Source organism: Nocardia sp. NPDC020380 (genome assembly GCF_044386975.1).
Classification (GTDB): Bacteria; Actinomycetota; Actinomycetes; order Mycobacteriales; family Mycobacteriaceae; genus Nocardia.
In genome coordinates, this window is sequence record NZ_JBIRVQ010000011.1 from 328,452 (window position 1) to 343,027 (window position 14,576).

General features: G+C 68.5%; 12 protein-coding genes. 5 read left to right on the top strand and 7 right to left on the bottom strand.

Features of this window, described 5'->3' with window-relative positions; translation table 11 throughout:
* Positions 1 to 76 precede the first annotated feature (76 nt).
* The 3 genes from ACH438_RS30625 to clpS are packed head-to-tail and all read right to left on the bottom strand — an operon-like array spanning position 77 to position 2,097.
* A complete protein-coding gene (locus ACH438_RS30625; protein WP_397011448.1) occupies positions 77 to 1,138 on the bottom strand; it encodes a P1 family peptidase in 1,062 nt (353 codons plus the stop codon).
* Between the two features lie 11 nt (positions 1,139 to 1,149).
* The gene (locus ACH438_RS30630) at positions 1,150 to 1,719 is read right to left on the bottom strand and encodes a DUF2017 domain-containing protein (RefSeq protein WP_397011450.1); all 570 of its coding nucleotides are present in this window, start codon (positions 1,717 to 1,719) and stop codon (positions 1,150 to 1,152) included.
* A 21-nt stretch (positions 1,720 to 1,740) separates the two neighbouring features.
* On the bottom strand, positions 1,741 to 2,097 hold the full coding sequence (gene clpS / locus ACH438_RS30635; RefSeq protein ID WP_397011452.1) for an ATP-dependent Clp protease adapter ClpS: 357 nt from the start codon (positions 2,095 to 2,097) through the stop codon (positions 1,741 to 1,743).
* A gap of 250 nt (positions 2,098 to 2,347) precedes the next feature.
* Here clpS and ACH438_RS30640 point away from each other — a divergent pair, with 250 nt between their 5' ends.
* Both ACH438_RS30640 and ACH438_RS30645 read left to right on the top strand, forming a co-directional pair.
* Positions 2,348 to 3,667: a nicotinate phosphoribosyltransferase gene (locus ACH438_RS30640; protein WP_397011454.1), complete on the top strand. Its 1,320-nt coding sequence runs from the start codon at positions 2,348 to 2,350 to the stop codon at positions 3,665 to 3,667.
* A gap of 72 nt (positions 3,668 to 3,739) precedes the next feature.
* A complete protein-coding gene (locus tag ACH438_RS30645; protein ID WP_397011457.1) occupies positions 3,740 to 4,309 on the top strand; it encodes a nicotinamidase in 570 nt (189 codons plus the stop codon).
* Here the strand turns inward: ACH438_RS30645 and ACH438_RS30650 are convergent, their stop codons facing one another.
* Positions 4,310 to 4,759, bottom strand: coding sequence for a hypothetical protein (locus tag ACH438_RS30650; protein ID WP_397011459.1), 450 nt, complete (start codon positions 4,757 to 4,759; stop codon positions 4,310 to 4,312).
* Positions 4,760 to 4,943: 184 nt separating this feature from the next.
* Here ACH438_RS30650 and ACH438_RS30655 point away from each other — a divergent pair, with 184 nt between their 5' ends.
* The gene (locus ACH438_RS30655; protein WP_397011461.1) at positions 4,944 to 7,007 is read left to right on the top strand and encodes an ATP-dependent DNA helicase; all 2,064 of its coding nucleotides are present in this window, start codon (positions 4,944 to 4,946) and stop codon (positions 7,005 to 7,007) included.
* A 153-nt stretch (positions 7,008 to 7,160) separates the two neighbouring features.
* Here the strand turns inward: ACH438_RS30655 and ACH438_RS30660 are convergent, their stop codons facing one another.
* Positions 7,161 to 7,685, bottom strand: coding sequence for a DoxX family protein (locus tag ACH438_RS30660; protein WP_397011463.1), 525 nt, complete (start codon positions 7,683 to 7,685; stop codon positions 7,161 to 7,163).
* Positions 7,686 to 7,809: 124 nt separating this feature from the next.
* Positions 7,810 to 9,177, bottom strand: coding sequence for an NCS2 family permease (locus ACH438_RS30665; protein ID WP_397011465.1), 1,368 nt, complete (start codon positions 9,175 to 9,177; stop codon positions 7,810 to 7,812).
* 270 nt (positions 9,178 to 9,447) lie between these two features.
* On the opposite strand from ACH438_RS30665, the gene ACH438_RS30670 reads away from it, so the two are divergent.
* Together ACH438_RS30670 and ACH438_RS30675 are read left to right on the top strand one after the other, a co-directional pair.
* Complete coding sequence (locus tag ACH438_RS30670) at positions 9,448 to 11,502, top strand: AMP-binding protein (protein ID WP_397011467.1); 2,055 nt, start codon at positions 9,448 to 9,450, stop codon at positions 11,500 to 11,502.
* 44 nt (positions 11,503 to 11,546) lie between these two features.
* Entirely contained in the window at positions 11,547 to 11,885 is a 339-nt protein-coding gene (locus ACH438_RS30675; RefSeq protein ID WP_397011469.1) for a zinc-ribbon domain-containing protein, read from the top strand.
* Between the two features lie 3 nt (positions 11,886 to 11,888).
* Here the strand turns inward: ACH438_RS30675 and glgP are convergent, their stop codons facing one another.
* Positions 11,889 to 14,483, bottom strand: coding sequence for an alpha-glucan family phosphorylase (gene glgP, locus ACH438_RS30680; RefSeq protein ID WP_397011523.1), 2,595 nt, complete (start codon positions 14,481 to 14,483; stop codon positions 11,889 to 11,891).
* Between the last annotated feature and the right edge of the window lie 93 nt (positions 14,484 to 14,576).

Sequence of the window (14,576 nt, forward strand, 5' to 3'; positions counted from 1 at the left end):
CTGTCGTCAACAGGTGAGAATATGCGGCTATTCCCCGTGCAGCCGATCACACCCGGCCGGGCGCCGCGAAAAGGAGCTAGGCGCCGAAGAGATCGCGGTAGGCCGGAATCCCGGCCACCGAGCGGGCGGACAGGATCGCGTCCACGATGGCGCGTTCGACACAGACCGCGGCGGCCGTGCACAACTGATCCAGCACCAGCAGATCCGCCGGGAACGCGGGCGGGAGCGGAAAGCCCGGCGGCTGTTCGGCGCCGCCGGTGGCGAGCACGAAGAGGGTGTCGCCGTCCAGCGGGGAATGGGCCGGCCGGATGGCGCGGGCCAGGCCGTCGTGGGCGGTGGTGGCGATGCGGCGGCAGGCCGACGGGTCGAGCGCGGCATCGGTGGCGATGACGCCGATGGTGGTGTTGAGGACCGTGCCCTTCACGGGGAGCGCATTGGCCGCGGCGAGTTGCGCCGAGGTGGCGGGCCGCAGCCCGAAGTGATCGGGGCCGTCCGTGCCGGTGCCCCACGGCAATCCGGTGCGCGGGTCGAACACCGAGCCGACCGGGTTGGCGACGACCAGCGCGCCGATGGTGAGCCCCGCCGCCGGGCCGTCGCCGAAACACACACTCGCCGTGCCGATTCCGCCCTTGAGGGCACCGGCGCGCGCACCGGCGCCCGCTCCGGCGCAGCCTCGCTCGAAGTCCTGGCCGGCGTCGTCCGCGGCGAGGAAGCCGAAGTCGGCGGTGGGCCGAATGTCCCACGCCCCCACCGGAAGATCGAAGATCACCGCGCCCGGCACGATGGGTACGACGCGGGAGGCGTCGGCGGGATCCATGGGGATCCCTTCCTTGTGTTCCTCCAGCCAGCGCATGACGCCGTCGGCGGCGGCCAGGCCGTAGGCGCTGCCGCCGGTGAGGAGTACGGCATTGACCTGTCGCACAGTGTTTTTCGGATCGAGCAGGTCGGTCTCACGAGTGCCGGGCCCGCCGCCGCGCACATCCACGGCGGCGGTGGCGCCGCCGGGTACCCGGATCACGGTGCAGCCGGTGGCGGCGCCGGATCCCAGGGTCGCGTCCTCGTCGAGCACGTGATGGTGGCCCACCAGTACGCCGGCGACGTCGGTGATCGAATTCCGTGGTCCGGCAACGTTGTTCACGATCCGCCCTTCTACGGTGCGAGCGCCTGCAGCAGGGAGTCCTGCATCCAGGTGAGCCAGTGGTAGACCTCGAGACTGGGGGCGCGCGGGTCGTCGGGGTCCAGCTGGTCGGGTGAATCGGCGTTCACGCCGAGGGCGGTGCCGAGGGCGAGGCGGACGTCGTTGAGGGCATTGAGCCAGGCGTCGGCCTGTTCCTGATTGAGCACGATCTTGCCGCCCTGCGGCGGCAGGGTTTCCAGGATCACCAGGCCGGCGGCCACTTTGGTGTCGATGATCTCGGGTTCGTGCAGGCTGCGCAGGGCGCTGTTGAGGTCGGCGCGGTCGGCGTCGGGGGAGCCTGGTTCGGGGCGATGGAAATCCGGTAGCAACCGGTGTAATCGGGGATCCTCGGGCGGCGTCGTGTTGCCCGGTTGTAGCCCGGTGAGGGCGGCGAGGTCGTCCTCGGGCGCCGAGCGGGCCCGATCGGTCAGGAGACCGGTGACGGCGCCGACGAGGGAGCGCAGTATCTCCGCCTCGTGGGCGTCCATTTCCGAACGGAGCTTCAGCCCGCCCAGGGAGTTCTTTCTGCTCCACTTCCGCACGGAGCTACCGTAACCGTCCGCTCATTGGTCACGCTGCATGGTCGCCCATAGCCCGGCGGCGTGCAGGCGTTGCACGTCGTGTTCCATCTTGTCGCGGGAGCCGGACGACACCACGGCCTTGCCCTCGTTGTGCACCTTGAGCATCAGCTCGGTTGCCTTGGCTTTGCTGTAGCCGAAGAGCTTCTGGAAAATGTAGGTCACGTAGTGCATGAGATTGACCGGATCGTCCCAGACCACGGTCACCCACGGCCGGTCCTCGGCCTCCAGGATCTCGGTGTACTCGATCGCCTCGGGTGTCGCCTGTGAAGCCGACAATGTCCCGTTCACGACGGCCGGACCGCCGACGACCCGGACCACGTCTTCGTTGCACAGACCCATAACACTCAGGGTACGACGACGGCTCAAGGAAACAACACCCGCGCGACACGCCGACCGGCCCGGTCGAGTAAGACGATGGCCAGTCGCGACCGACACGCCGAACGCAGCCTGTAACAGCCAAACACGCTGGTCGTTCGCGGCCGGCTCGGTTCTGGACTGAGTGGAGCGGGGGAGCGCAGCGGAGGAGCGGAGGGAGGGAAGAACCGAGACTTCGGGGCCGCGAACCGCCCGGAGCGAAGCGGAGGGCAAAATGGGCACAGTGATCGCTGACGGGGTGACCAGTACGGCTCTGCTGACGGACCAGTACGAGCTGACCATGCTCGCGGCGGCGCTGGCCGACGGATCCGCGAACCGGCGTTGCACTTTCGAGGTATTCGCCCGCAGGTTGCCGCATGGCAGGCGCTACGGCGTGGTTGCCGGTACCGGGCGGCTGCTGGCCGCACTGCCCGAATTCCGTTTCGGGGAGCCGGAACTCGCCATCGTCGCGCGGTTCCTGGATGCCCGCACCGTGGAGTGGCTGCGCGATTACCGGTTCACCGGCGAGATCGACGGCTACCGCGAGGGCGACCTCTACTTCCCCGGCTCCCCCATCCTCACCGTGCGCGGCACCTTCGCCGAATGCGTGCTGCTGGAAACCCTCATCCTGTCGATCTACAACCACGACAGCGCGATTGCCGCCGCGGCCGCCCGCATGGTCAGCGCCGCCGGCGGCCGCCGCATGATCGAGATGGGTTCCCGCCGCACCCACGAACTGGCCGCGCCGGCCAGCGCCCGCGCCGCCTACCTGGCCGGTTTCGACGCCACCTCGAACCTGGAGGCCGCCCGCAGTTTCGGCGTGCCCAGCGCCGGCACCAGCGCGCACGCCTTCACGCTGCTGCACTCCGGCGCCGACGGCTCGCACGAGGCGGCCGCCTTCCGCAGTCAGGTCGCGGCCCTCGGCGTCGGCACCACCCTGCTGGTGGACACCTTCGACATCACCCGCGGCGTGGCCACCGCCATCGAGGTGGCCGGACCCGAATTGGGCGGCGTCCGCATCGATTCCGGTGACCTGGGCGTGCTGGCCCGGCAGGTGCGGGAGCAGCTCGACGCGCTGGGCGCGGTGCGCACCCGCATCGTGGTGTCCGGGGACCTGGACGAGTACGCCATCGCCTCGCTGCGCGCCGAACCCGTGGACGTCTACGGCGTCGGCACCTCGCTGGTCACCGGTTCGGGCGCGCCGACCGCGGGCATGGTCTACAAGCTGGTCGAGGTGGAGGGCGTGCCGGTGTCGAAACGCAGCTCCCACAAGGAGTCCCGCGGCGGCACCAAGCGCGCCGTGCGGTTGTCCCGCCGCACCGGCACCCTGGTCGAGGAGATCGTCTACCCGGCGGGCGCGGAACGGCCCGCCCCCAATGGCTACGACATTCAGGACCTGCAGATTCCGCTGGTACGCAAGGGTGAGACGCTCGCCGGGCAGCCCACGCTGCAGGAGAGCCGGGAACTGGTCGCGCAGGGCCTGATCCGGCTGCCGTGGGAGGGCCTGAAACTCTCCGCGGGCGAGTCCGCCATCCCCACCACATTCGTCGGCTGAGTAGCGGGGCCGCACAGTGCGATACGAGAATCGAACCGTCCTGGTTCACCAGCAGGCCCCGGGAGGAAACCCATGAGCCGCGCCCTGATCGTCGTCGATGTACAGAACGATTTCTGCGAGGGCGGATCCCTCGCCGTCGCGGGCGGCGCGGCGGTGGCCGAGCGCATCAGCGAATACCTGGGCGTCTCGGACTATTCCGCTGTCGTGGCCACCCGTGACTTCCACATCGATCCGGGCGCGCACTTCTCCGCGACGCCCGATTACGTGGACACCTGGCCCCCGCACTGCCGGGTGGGAACGCCGGGCGCGGAATTCCATCCGAACCTGACGGTGGCGCCCATCCAGGAGGTCTTCTCCAAAGGCGCCTACACCGCGGCCTATTCGGGCTTCGAGGGCATCGCCTCCGACGGCAGCACCACCCTGGCCGATTGGCTCCGCGACCGGAAGATCGATGCGGTGGATGTGTGCGGCATCGCCACCGACCACTGCGTGCGCGCCACCGCCCTGGACGCCAAGGCCGAGGGCTTCGACACCCGCGTCCTGCTGGGCCTCACGGCCGCGGTCTCCCCCGTCACCCTGGACACCGCGCTGGGCAAGCTGCGCGCCGCGGGCGTGGAACTGGCCGGGACGCTGGAGAACTGATCACGCGGCGACTGCGACGCGGCGGTCGCGCACGGCCAGCACCATGACGAGAACCGTGGCCACCAGGTAGAGGCCGAGAGCCGCCTCGGCGAGCGTGCCGAAGGCGCCGGCCGCGGCCTCCGACACCTGGGCATTGCCGGTCACCAGGCGGGCCAGCGGAACCCAGCGGTCGTGGGCGTTGTCGGTGAAATCGGCGATCGAACCGGAGAAGACGAACAAGGCCAGATCGGCCACCGCGAGCGCGGACAGGGTGCGCGCCCGCCACCGGGAAGGTTCGGTCGCCGACAGCAGGATCGTGGCCACGAGTAGCGGTGTACCGACCACCGCCATGAATGCCCAGCCGATGGGCGTGAAGAACAGAATGACGAGCCACCATCCGCCCACCAGGAATCGCACCGCCAAGGCCACCAACACCACGACCATCTGAATGCCCCACAGCAGACCGCGCATCACCCTCCACCTTTCCGAGTCGGTCACTTGTCTCGATCGACCCTTCCGAACTGCGGCTTCTTCCGGATGAGGCGAGCTACCCGATCGGGTGAGTAGTCCTACGCGGATCAGGCCGAGTGGCACGTTTCACGCCGGGCCGAGGTTTGCTCGGAGCTTGTCGGACAAGAGCAGTAATCTGGCGGCCGTGCCTGAACTCCCTCCCGTTCCCAAGCTGTTGGCCACCGCGGTGCAGGCGCTCGGGGGTAAGGAGCGAAAAGGCCAGCAGACCATGTCCGCGGCGGTGGCGCATGCCATCGATACCGGCGAGCATCTGGCCGTGCAGGCGGGGACCGGAACCGGGAAGTCGCTCGCGTATCTGGTGCCGAGCCTGCGGCACGCGGTGCGGACCGGGCGCACCGTCGTGGTGTCGACCGCCACCATCGCCCTGCAGCGGCAGCTGGTGGACCGGGACCTACCCCGGCTCTCCGAGGCCCTCTCGGGGGCGCTGGGCCGGGTGCCGCAGTTCGCGATTCTCAAGGGGCGCAACAACTATCTGTGCCTGAACAAGATCAATAGCGCGCTCACCGACGAACCCGCCGAGGCGGAGCTGTTCGACGCCTTCGCCATCTCCCGGCTGGGCCGCGAGGTGCAGCGCCTGCACGAGTGGGTGTCCGACACCGAGAACGGTGACCGCGACGAGCTCACCCCCGGCGTGAGCGACCGCGCCTGGCGGCAGGTGTCCGTGAGTTCCCGTGAGTGCATGGGCAAGTCGCGCTGCCCGTTCGGCCAGGACTGCTTCGCCGAGAAGGCGCGCGCGGAGGCCGGGCAGGCCGATGTGGTGGTCACCAATCACGCGCTGCTGGCCATCGACGCCATCAGCGGCATCCAGGTGCTGCCCGAGCACGATGTGGTGGTCATCGACGAGGCGCACGAACTGGTCGACCGGGTCACCGGCGTGGCCACCGCGGAACTCTCCACCGGCGCCATCAGCGCGGCCGCCAAGCGCTGCGCCAAGCTGATCGACGAGAAGGAAGTGGATCGGCTCGAAGGCGCGGCCGAGGCCTGGCACGGTCTGCTCGACGAGCTGAACCCCGGTCGCTGGGACCGGATGCCCGACGGCGCGGCCCCGGTGCTGGCGCTCATCCGCGATGCCGCCTGGAATGCGCGCACGGCCCTCAATCCGCAGGGTTCCGCAGCGCCGCAAGGAGATCCGGAGGGCGCGGCGGCCCGCAACCAGGCGCTGGCCGCCATCGAGGAGATCCACGATGCCGCCGTGCGCGTGCTCGAGACCTTCGACGAACCCGATCCGGCCGCGCACCGCGATGTGGTCTGGCTGGCCGCGGACGAGGTGCGTGGGGTCGCCCGCCGCACCCTGCACATGGCCCCGCTGTCGGTGGGCGGACTGTTGCGCAGCCGCCTGTTCGGTACCGCCACAGTCGTTTTGACGTCGGCGACGCTGCAGATCGGCGGTTCCTTCGACAATCTGGCCGTGACCTGGGGCCTGCCGCCGCAGTCGGCGAGCAAGGTGGATCCGGCGCTGGCCAACGGCGCGGAGGCGCCGTCGGACGATAAGAAGCTGAACTGGAATTCGGTGGACGTGGGCTCGCCGTTCGACCACGCCAAGTCCGGAATCCTGTATGTGGCAAAGCATCTGCCCGCACCGGGCCGCGACGGCCTGCCGCCCGCCTACCTGGACGAGATCGAGCGGCTCATGCTCGCCGCCGGCGGCCGCACGCTGGGCCTGTTCTCCTCCATGCGGGCGGCGAAGGCGGCCACCGAGCTGCTGCGCGAGCGCCTGGATACGCCGATTCTTTGCCAGGGTGACGATGCGACCGGCGCGCTGGTGCGGAAATTCGCGGAGGATTCGGAAACGTCACTGTTCGGCACGCTTTCGCTGTGGCAGGGCGTGGACGTTCCGGGGCCTTCGCTGAGCCTCGTTATCTTGGACCGCATTCCGTTCCCGCGACCGGATGATCCGCTGTTGGTGGCACGCCAGCGCGCGGTGGAATCGCGGGGCGGCAATGGTTTTCTCTCGATCGCCGCGAATCATGCGGCATTGCTGTTGGCGCAGGGCACGGGACGCCTGCTACGCAGCGTCGATGACCGCGGAGTAATAGCAATTCTCGATTCCCGGCTGGCCACGGCGCGCTATGGCGGATATCTCCGGGCATCGCTCCCGCCTTATTGGGAAACGTCCGATCCAGAGGTTGTGACAAAGGCTTTGGAGAGACTGACAAAGAGTGTCCCGCAAATGAAATCGAGCTTGTGAGAACAGTCACAGGGGTGTGACCTCACTTCCAATCAGAAGTAAATTGGCACTCGATACTCCGGTGACCCCCCAATTCCCACATCGGATGTGTCCGTCGTCCCCGCGCCAAGCCCTGCACGCGGCGCGGGGACCCAGAACTTCTTGGGAGACCGCCTATTTCACGGCGAGGGTGAGCAGGCCCGCCACGACGGCCAGCGCCACGGCTCCCGCTCCCCATACGATGCCCTGCCGCTGCCACGGCCGGCCGACATCCAGCGAGAACCGGCCCGGTCCGGTGAAGGCGATCGCGATCACCGCGAGGCCGTAGACCGTGGGCAGTTCCCATTGCGCGAAGCCGCCCTGCCAGGTGCTGTTGAACGCGTTCAGCATGGTGCCCAGTGCGATGGCGGCGGCCAGCGGCGTGAGCAGACCCAGGGCCAGCAGCAGGCCGCCGGTGATCTCGCTCAGGCCCGCGAGGGCGGCGAAGAACTTGCCGGGGTGGTAGCCCATGCCCTCGAAGGCGCCCGCGGTGGCATCCAGGCCGTACCCGTTGAACCACCCGAACAGTTTCTGGCTGCCGTGCACGGCGAGCAGGACGCCGAAGCCGACGCGGAGGACCAGGAGTCCGATGTCCGAGGCGCTGATATCGGCGGTGGCGATGCGGGCGGTGGATCGATCGGTAACGGCGGGTGCGGTCATCGGCGTTCTCCTCGACTATCGGTCTGCAATGGGCAGCGTCGAGTATAAGCGGACCGTGGTCCGAATTGCGAGACCAAACGGACCCCAGTCCGATTAGAGCCCGCCGATGTCCGGGCGGCCCCCGCTACTTCGCGAGGAACCAGAAGTAGGACAGGAACACCGCCATCAGCACCCACATCACCGGGTGCACCTCGCGCCCGCGCCCCTTCGCCACCATGACCACCGGGTAGAACAGCAGACCCATGGCGATGCCGTTGGCGATGGAGTAGGTCAGCGGCATCATCACCACGGTGATGAACGCCGGAATCGCGAGTTCCAGCTTGTTCCACTCGATCTCACCGAGCGAGCGGGCCATGAGCACGCCCACCACCATGAGCGCCGGCGCGGTCACCGCGGGCACGCCCGCGACCACCGCGAACAGCGGGAAGAAGAACATGGCGACGAGGAACCAGCCCGCGGTCGACACGGCGGTGAGGCCGGTGCGCCCGCCCGCGGACACACCCGCGGTGGATTCCACGTACGCGGTGGTGGTCGAGGTGCCGATGATGGCGCCCGCGGCGGTACCGATGGAGTCGGCGGCCAGGGCCTTGTCGGCGCGTTCGAGCTTGCCGTCCTTACCGAGCAGCCCGGCCTGGTTGGCGACACCGATCAAAGTGCCCGAGGCATCGAAGAAGTCGACGAACAACATGGTGAGCACCACGATGGCCATCTGCCCGTAGAAGGCGTCCGGCAGATGAATGATGGCCTGGCCGAAGGTCTTGTCGAGGCCGTGCGGCAGCGCGGCGACCGAGTCGGGCAGCTTCACCAGTCCGCAGACGATGCCCACGACGGTGGTCGAGAGGATGCCGTACAGCACCGCGCCGTGCCAGCCCAGCACCAGGAATACGACGGTCACCAGCAGGCCGAACACCGCGAGCAGGGTGGTGCCGTGGTGGAAGTTGCCCAGGTGCACGAAGGTGTCCGGATTGGACACCACGATGCCGGCGTTCTTGAGGCCGAGGAAGGCCACGAACAGGCCGATGCCGGCGCCGACGGCCAGCTTCATCTGCATGGGGATGGCGTCGATGATCTTCTCGCGGACCTTGGTGATGGCGAGCACGAAGAAGATGAGGCCGGAGAGCAGGGTGCCCGAAAGTGCTTCCTGCCAAGGGATTCCCATGGTCAGGATGACCGTGTACGCGAAGAAGGCATTCAGGCCCATGCCCGGCGCGAGCGCGACCGGGTACTTGGCCCACAGGCCCATGACCAGCGTGCCGACCACGGCGGCGACGGCGGTGGCGGTGAAGACCGCCTGCATGGGCATGCCCTTGGCGCCGAGTGCGCCGCCGGCGTGGTCGCCGAGGATCGCCGGGTTGACGGCGAGCACGTAGGACATGGCCAGGAAGGTCACGGTGCCGGCCATGAGCTCGCGCTTGACGGTGGACCCGTGCGCGCTGATGCCGAAGTACGCGTCGACGCGCCCCTTGGTGCGCGTGAGGACGTCGCTGGTCATTGTTGTGCTGTCTCCAGTCGGCGGGAGGATAGAGGTTGCCGTGGGCACCGTAGCTGGTCCGTACCGCCGGATTCGAACCCGGTGTGGCGAATCGTGAGCAATCGCACCTGGCTGTTCCTCGGTTTCCCGGCGCGACCTGCGCAATCAACCGGCAATTAAAATAGCTACCGGCCGGTAATTACAGAGCCTTGACCGGAACTGTCTGGGACGTTACAAATACGTAATCAGCCGGGGCTCGACAGGAACCGGCCCGCGAGAAGTTGCACGCCTGTGGTTACCGACATCATCGATGTGGTCGTGGAATTCGCGATCGCTCGCAAAGCAATCTGGGATGTGCTCGTCGAGCCACAGACCTACCCCCGGCTCTTCGCCGGTATCGGCGCCTGCGAACAACAGGACGCCACCGACGAGCACCCGACGCTGAACCTGCGGGTCGGCGGCGACGGCCTCGAGATCCGGGTGCTGCAGGTCCAGCTGCGCATCGGCCGCGAGGGCGACAGCTTCGAACTGCACTGCCCCGCGCACAGCAGTTTCGCCACCGTACGGTTGCGCGAAATGGGCGGAATGACAAGGGTTTACGTCACCTACTTCAAGGCGGCGCGGGTGCACCCGCTGCTCGAGCACCTGCCCAATCAGTCCGTCGTGTCGTGGACGATGGCGGGCCTGAAACGCGTCGAGGATCTGATCCAGGGCGCGCCCACCTCGGTCCTCGTCAATGGCGAGGACTCGCCGATGAAACTCCAGGCCGGGGTCGCCAAGCGCATGGTCATGTCCGGCGTGGTGCGCACCTTCCGGCCGGACGTGGGCCTGAAACAGCTGGGCAGCCTGGCGAAGTGGGGCTTCAGCCTGGCCGGCGGCTATGCCGCGGCGGCCGCGCACTCACCGCAGCAGGCCGCCATCGTCGACGACCGGTTCTCCAGCAGCTTCGAGCAATTGCATGCCCGCAGCAACGCGCTGGCGGGCGCGCTGACGGCCCTCGGCTTCGGCGGGACGACGATCGGGCTGTTGTGCCGCAACCACACCGGCATGGTCGAGTGCATGGTGGCGGCGGGCAAGGCCGGCGCCGACGCCGTATTGCTGAACACCGGGCTGCCCGCGCGGCAGATCGAGGAGATCGTGCAACGGCATTCGCTCTCGGCATTGTTCGTGGACAGCGAATTCGAGCAGCTGGTGCGTTATCTGCCGGCGGCGCTGCCGCGCTTCACCACCGACGAGCCGCCGTATCCGATACCGGGACGCAGCACGCTCGAGGATCTCATCGCCATGCGCCAGCTGCCGCAGAAGAAGCCGCCGCGGGCCGGTCGGCTGATCGTGCTCACCTCCGGCACCAGCGGGACGCCCAAGGGCGCGAAACGCCCGCACCCCAAGGGTTTCGGGACGGTGGCGGCGCTGCTGTCGCGGATCCCGTTCACCACCGGCGAGGTCATGTACGTGCCGTCGCCGCTGTTCCACACCTGGGGACTCGCGGCGCTGCAGATCTCCACCGCCATCCGGGCGACCGTGGTGCTGGGCGACCGTTTCGACGCCGAGGACTGCCTGCGGCGCATCGCCGAGCACCGGGTGACCGCGCTGATCGTGGTGCCGGTCATGGTGAATCGCATCCTGGATCTGCCCAAGCACGTCCGTGATCGCTACGACCTGTCCAGTCTGCGTGTGGTGGCCAGCTGCGGGGCGCCCATCGCCGGGGCGACGGTGCTGGGCTTCCTGGAGGCCTTCGGCGACGTGCTCTACAACATCTACGGTTCCACCGAGGTGTCCTGGGCGTCCATCGCGGATCCCGCGGACCTGCGCATGTCACCCACCACCGCGGGCCGCCCGCCGCTGGGCACCAGACTCGGTGTGCTGGGCCCGGATCGGCGGCCGCTGCCGGTGGGCCTGACGGGCCGCATCTTCGTCGGCAATCACATGCTGTTCGACGGCTATACCGACGCCACCCCGCCCGACGAGGCGGACGGCATGCTGGACACCGGCGATATCGGCTATCTGGACGCCTCCGGGAAGCTGTTCGTGGCCGGCCGGGACGACGAGATGATCATCTCCGGCGGCGAGAACGTCTTCCCGCGCGCGGTCGAGGAGGCGCTGTCGCATCTTCCGCAGGTCAGTGAGGTCGCCGTGGTCGGCGTGCCGGATCACGAGTTCGGTCAGCGGCTGGCCGCTTTCGTCGTGAAGCGCCCCGGTTCCGGGCTGGACTCGGAGATGATCCGCAATTACATCCGGCATCGGGTGAGCCGTTTCTCGGTCCCGCGCGATGTCACCTTCATGGACGCGCTGCCCCGCAACGCGACCGGCAAGATCCTCAAACGCACCCTGGTGGTACCCACCTGACCTGCGGCGGGACCATATCGCGCGGGTACAGTGCGAAGAGTCCGTTGACGACGAACCCGGGGGAAGACATCATGCTCATCTTCGGCTGGCGGCGTAGCTGGAGCAACCTCGCCATGATCACACTGTTGTGCGGGCACTGCCGCAATCCCAGTGCGCACACGCTGCGCCGGCTCTCCACCATGTTCACGATCTTCTTCATCCCGCTGATCCCGCTGGGCAGCAAGACCTATCTGCAGTGCACCTGGTGCGGCGCGCAGGTCCAGGTGCCCGCGCACGATGTGAACAACCTGCTGGCGCAGGCGCAGGCGCAGAGCATGCAGCCGGGCGTGCCCATGCAGCCGCGGCCCGCGGTGCCGGACACCCGCTGGCCGCAGCAGCCGTAGGTCTTACGGGCTGGGGGTCGCGATCAGGCCCAGCTCCGCATCCGAGGCGAGCAGCGGGTGATGCGGCAGGATGCGGATCGTGTAGCCGACCGCGCCGGACAGCGGCACGGGGGCCTCGACCGTGAAAAGATGTGTGCCCGAATCGGTTCCGGCGTGCGTCATGGGGATGGTGTGCACGTCGGAGAGGTCGTCGCTGGGTGATACGCGGCCCAGGGCGGCCTGCACCGAGACGTCGGACGGGGCCAGGCCGCCGAGATCGATGCGGGCGCGCAGCGCCAGGGTGGCGCCGATGACCGGGGTGTCCGGCAGGCCGGAGCTGTCCACGTGCAGGACTTTCACCGCGGGCCAGGCGGATTCGATGCGGCGGCGGTATTCGGAGAGCTCCCGCGCGCCCTTGAAATCGTCGGCCGAGACGGCCGCGTAACCCGCGGCGGCAGGGGCGTAGTAATCGACGGCGTAATCGCGAACCATCCTGGACGCCAGCACCTTCGGGCCGAGAGTGCGCAGGGTGTGGCGGACCATCTCCATCCAGCGGATGGGCAGGTCGTCGTGGTCGCGGTCGTAGAAGCGCGGCAGTACCGCGCGTTCCAGCAGTTCGTAGAGGGCCGAGGCCTCGAGGTCGTCGCGGCGGTGGTCGTCGCGGACGCCGTCGGCGGTCGGGATGGCCCAGCCGTTCTCGCCGTCGTACATCTCGTCCCACCAGCCGTCGCGGATGGAGAGATTGAGGCCGCCGTTGAGCGCGGATTTCATGCCCGAGGTGCCGCACGCCTCCAGCGGGCGCAGCGGATTGTTCAGCCAGACATCGCAACCCCAGTACAGGTAGCGGGCCATGGACATGTCGTAGTCGGGCAGGAAGACGATGCGATGCCGCACCGCCGGATCGTCGGCGAACCGCACCACCTGCTGGATGAGCGCCTTACCGCCGTCGTCGGCCGGATGGGACTTGCCCGCCACCACCAGCTGCACCGGATGCTCCGGATCCAGCAGCAGGGCGCGCAGGCGTTCCGGATCGCGCAGCATGAGGGTGAGGCGCTTGTAGGTGGGGACGCGGCGGGCGAAGCCGACGGTCAGCACGCGTGGATCGAAGACCTCGTCGATCCAGCCGAGTTCGGCGGGCGCGGCGCCGCGCTCCAGCCACGACTTCCGCAACCGGCGGCGCACCTCACCGACCAGGATGCCGCGCAACGCATTCCGGGTCGACCACAGTTCGCCCAGGTCCGCGTCGCACAGCCGCTCCCAGCCGCGCGCCTCCTCCACCAGTTCGGCGCCGACGAGTTCACGGGCCTTGTCGATCCATTCGCGCGCCGCCCAGGTGGGCGCGTGCACGCCGTTGGTGACCGAGCCGATCGGCACCTCGCCGGTATCGAAGCCGGGCCACAGCGGTGCGAACATGCCGCGGCTGACCTCACCGTGCAGCTTCGACACGCCGTTGGCGCGCTGGGCGAGTCGCAGGCCCAGGTGCGCCATGTTGAATACCGACGGATCGGCCTCCCGGCCCATCGCCAGGATGCGGTCCACCGAAACACCCGGCAGCAGCAGCGATTCCCGCTCCCCGTGCGCGCCGCCGAAGTAGCGGCGCACCAGCGCGCTCGCGAAACGGTCGATGCCGGCGGGGACCGGGGTGTGCGTGGTGAACACGGTGCCCGCGCGCACGGCGGTCAGGGCGGCGTCGAAATCCATTCCCGCGGTCATGAATTCGCGGATGCGCTCGATACCGAGGAAACCGGCGTGGCCTTCGTTCATATGGAAGACGTCCGGATCGGGCAGGCCGTTGGCGCGGGTGTAGGCGCGCACCGCGCGCACGCCGCCGACACCGGCGAGGATCTCCTGCTTGATGCGGTGGTCCTGATCGCCGCCGTACAGGCGGTCGGTGACGGCGCGCAGTTCCGGGTCGTTGTCGGCGATATCGGAGTCCAAGAGCAGCAAGGGGATTCGCCCCACCTGCGCGATCCACACCCGGGCCCGCAGGACGCGCCCCTCGGGCATGGCCACGTGGATGAGCACCGGCGAACCGGCCGTATCCTCTCCCGCCCCGCCACCCCCGCCGGTGAGCAGCCGCAGCGGCTGGCCCTGCGGGTCCAGCGCCGGGTAGTGCTCGGCCTGCCAGCCGTCCGCGGTCAGCGACTGCCGGAAATAGCCTGAGCGGTACAGCAATCCGACGCCGATCAGCGGCAGACCCAAGTCGGACGCGGACTTCAGATGGTCGCCCGCCAGAATGCCGAGTCCACCGGAGTAATTGGGCAGCACCTCGGTGACACCGAACTCCATGGAGAAATAGGCGATCCCCCGCGGCCCGGTCTGCTGCTTCTGGAACCAGCGCGGCCGCGTCAGATAGTCCTTCAGATCGGCCGCCGCCGCATCCACCCGCCGCGTATACGCCTCGTCCGCGGCCAGTTCGTCCAGCCGTTCGGCGGGCACCTCGCCCAGCATCCGCACCGGATCATGCTCGACCTCGGCCCACAACGCCGGATCCAATTCACTGAAGACGTCCTGCGTAGGACCGTCCCAGGACCAGCGCAGATTGGTCGCCAGTTCGGTCAGCGCGGACAACCGCTCGGGCAGATGGGCGCGCACGGTGAAACGACGCAGGGCTTTCACTCTGCTCATTCTGCCCTCCGCTCCGCTCCGGGCGGGTTCGCGGCCCCGAAGTCTCGATTCTTCCCTCCCTCCGCTCAGTCCAGAATCGAGCCG

What these genes read in the sequence shown, in the direction of transcription:
- clpS (WP_397011452.1), bottom strand. Translation starts at nt 2,097, where the DNA reads ATGGGTCTGTGCAACGAAGACGTGGTCCGGGTCGTCGGCGGTCCGGCC.
- ACH438_RS30640 (WP_397011454.1), top strand. Translation starts at nt 2,348, where the DNA reads ATGGGCACAGTGATCGCTGACGGGGTGACCAGTACGGCTCTGCTGACG.
- ACH438_RS30645 (WP_397011457.1), top strand. Translation starts at nt 3,740, where the DNA reads ATGAGCCGCGCCCTGATCGTCGTCGATGTACAGAACGATTTCTGCGAG.
- ACH438_RS30650 (WP_397011459.1), bottom strand. Translation starts at nt 4,759, where the DNA reads ATGCGCGGTCTGCTGTGGGGCATTCAGATGGTCGTGGTGTTGGTGGCC.
- ACH438_RS30660 (WP_397011463.1), bottom strand. Translation starts at nt 7,685, where the DNA reads ATGACCGCACCCGCCGTTACCGATCGATCCACCGCCCGCATCGCCACC.
- ACH438_RS30665 (WP_397011465.1), bottom strand. Translation starts at nt 9,177, where the DNA reads ATGACCAGCGACGTCCTCACGCGCACCAAGGGGCGCGTCGACGCGTAC.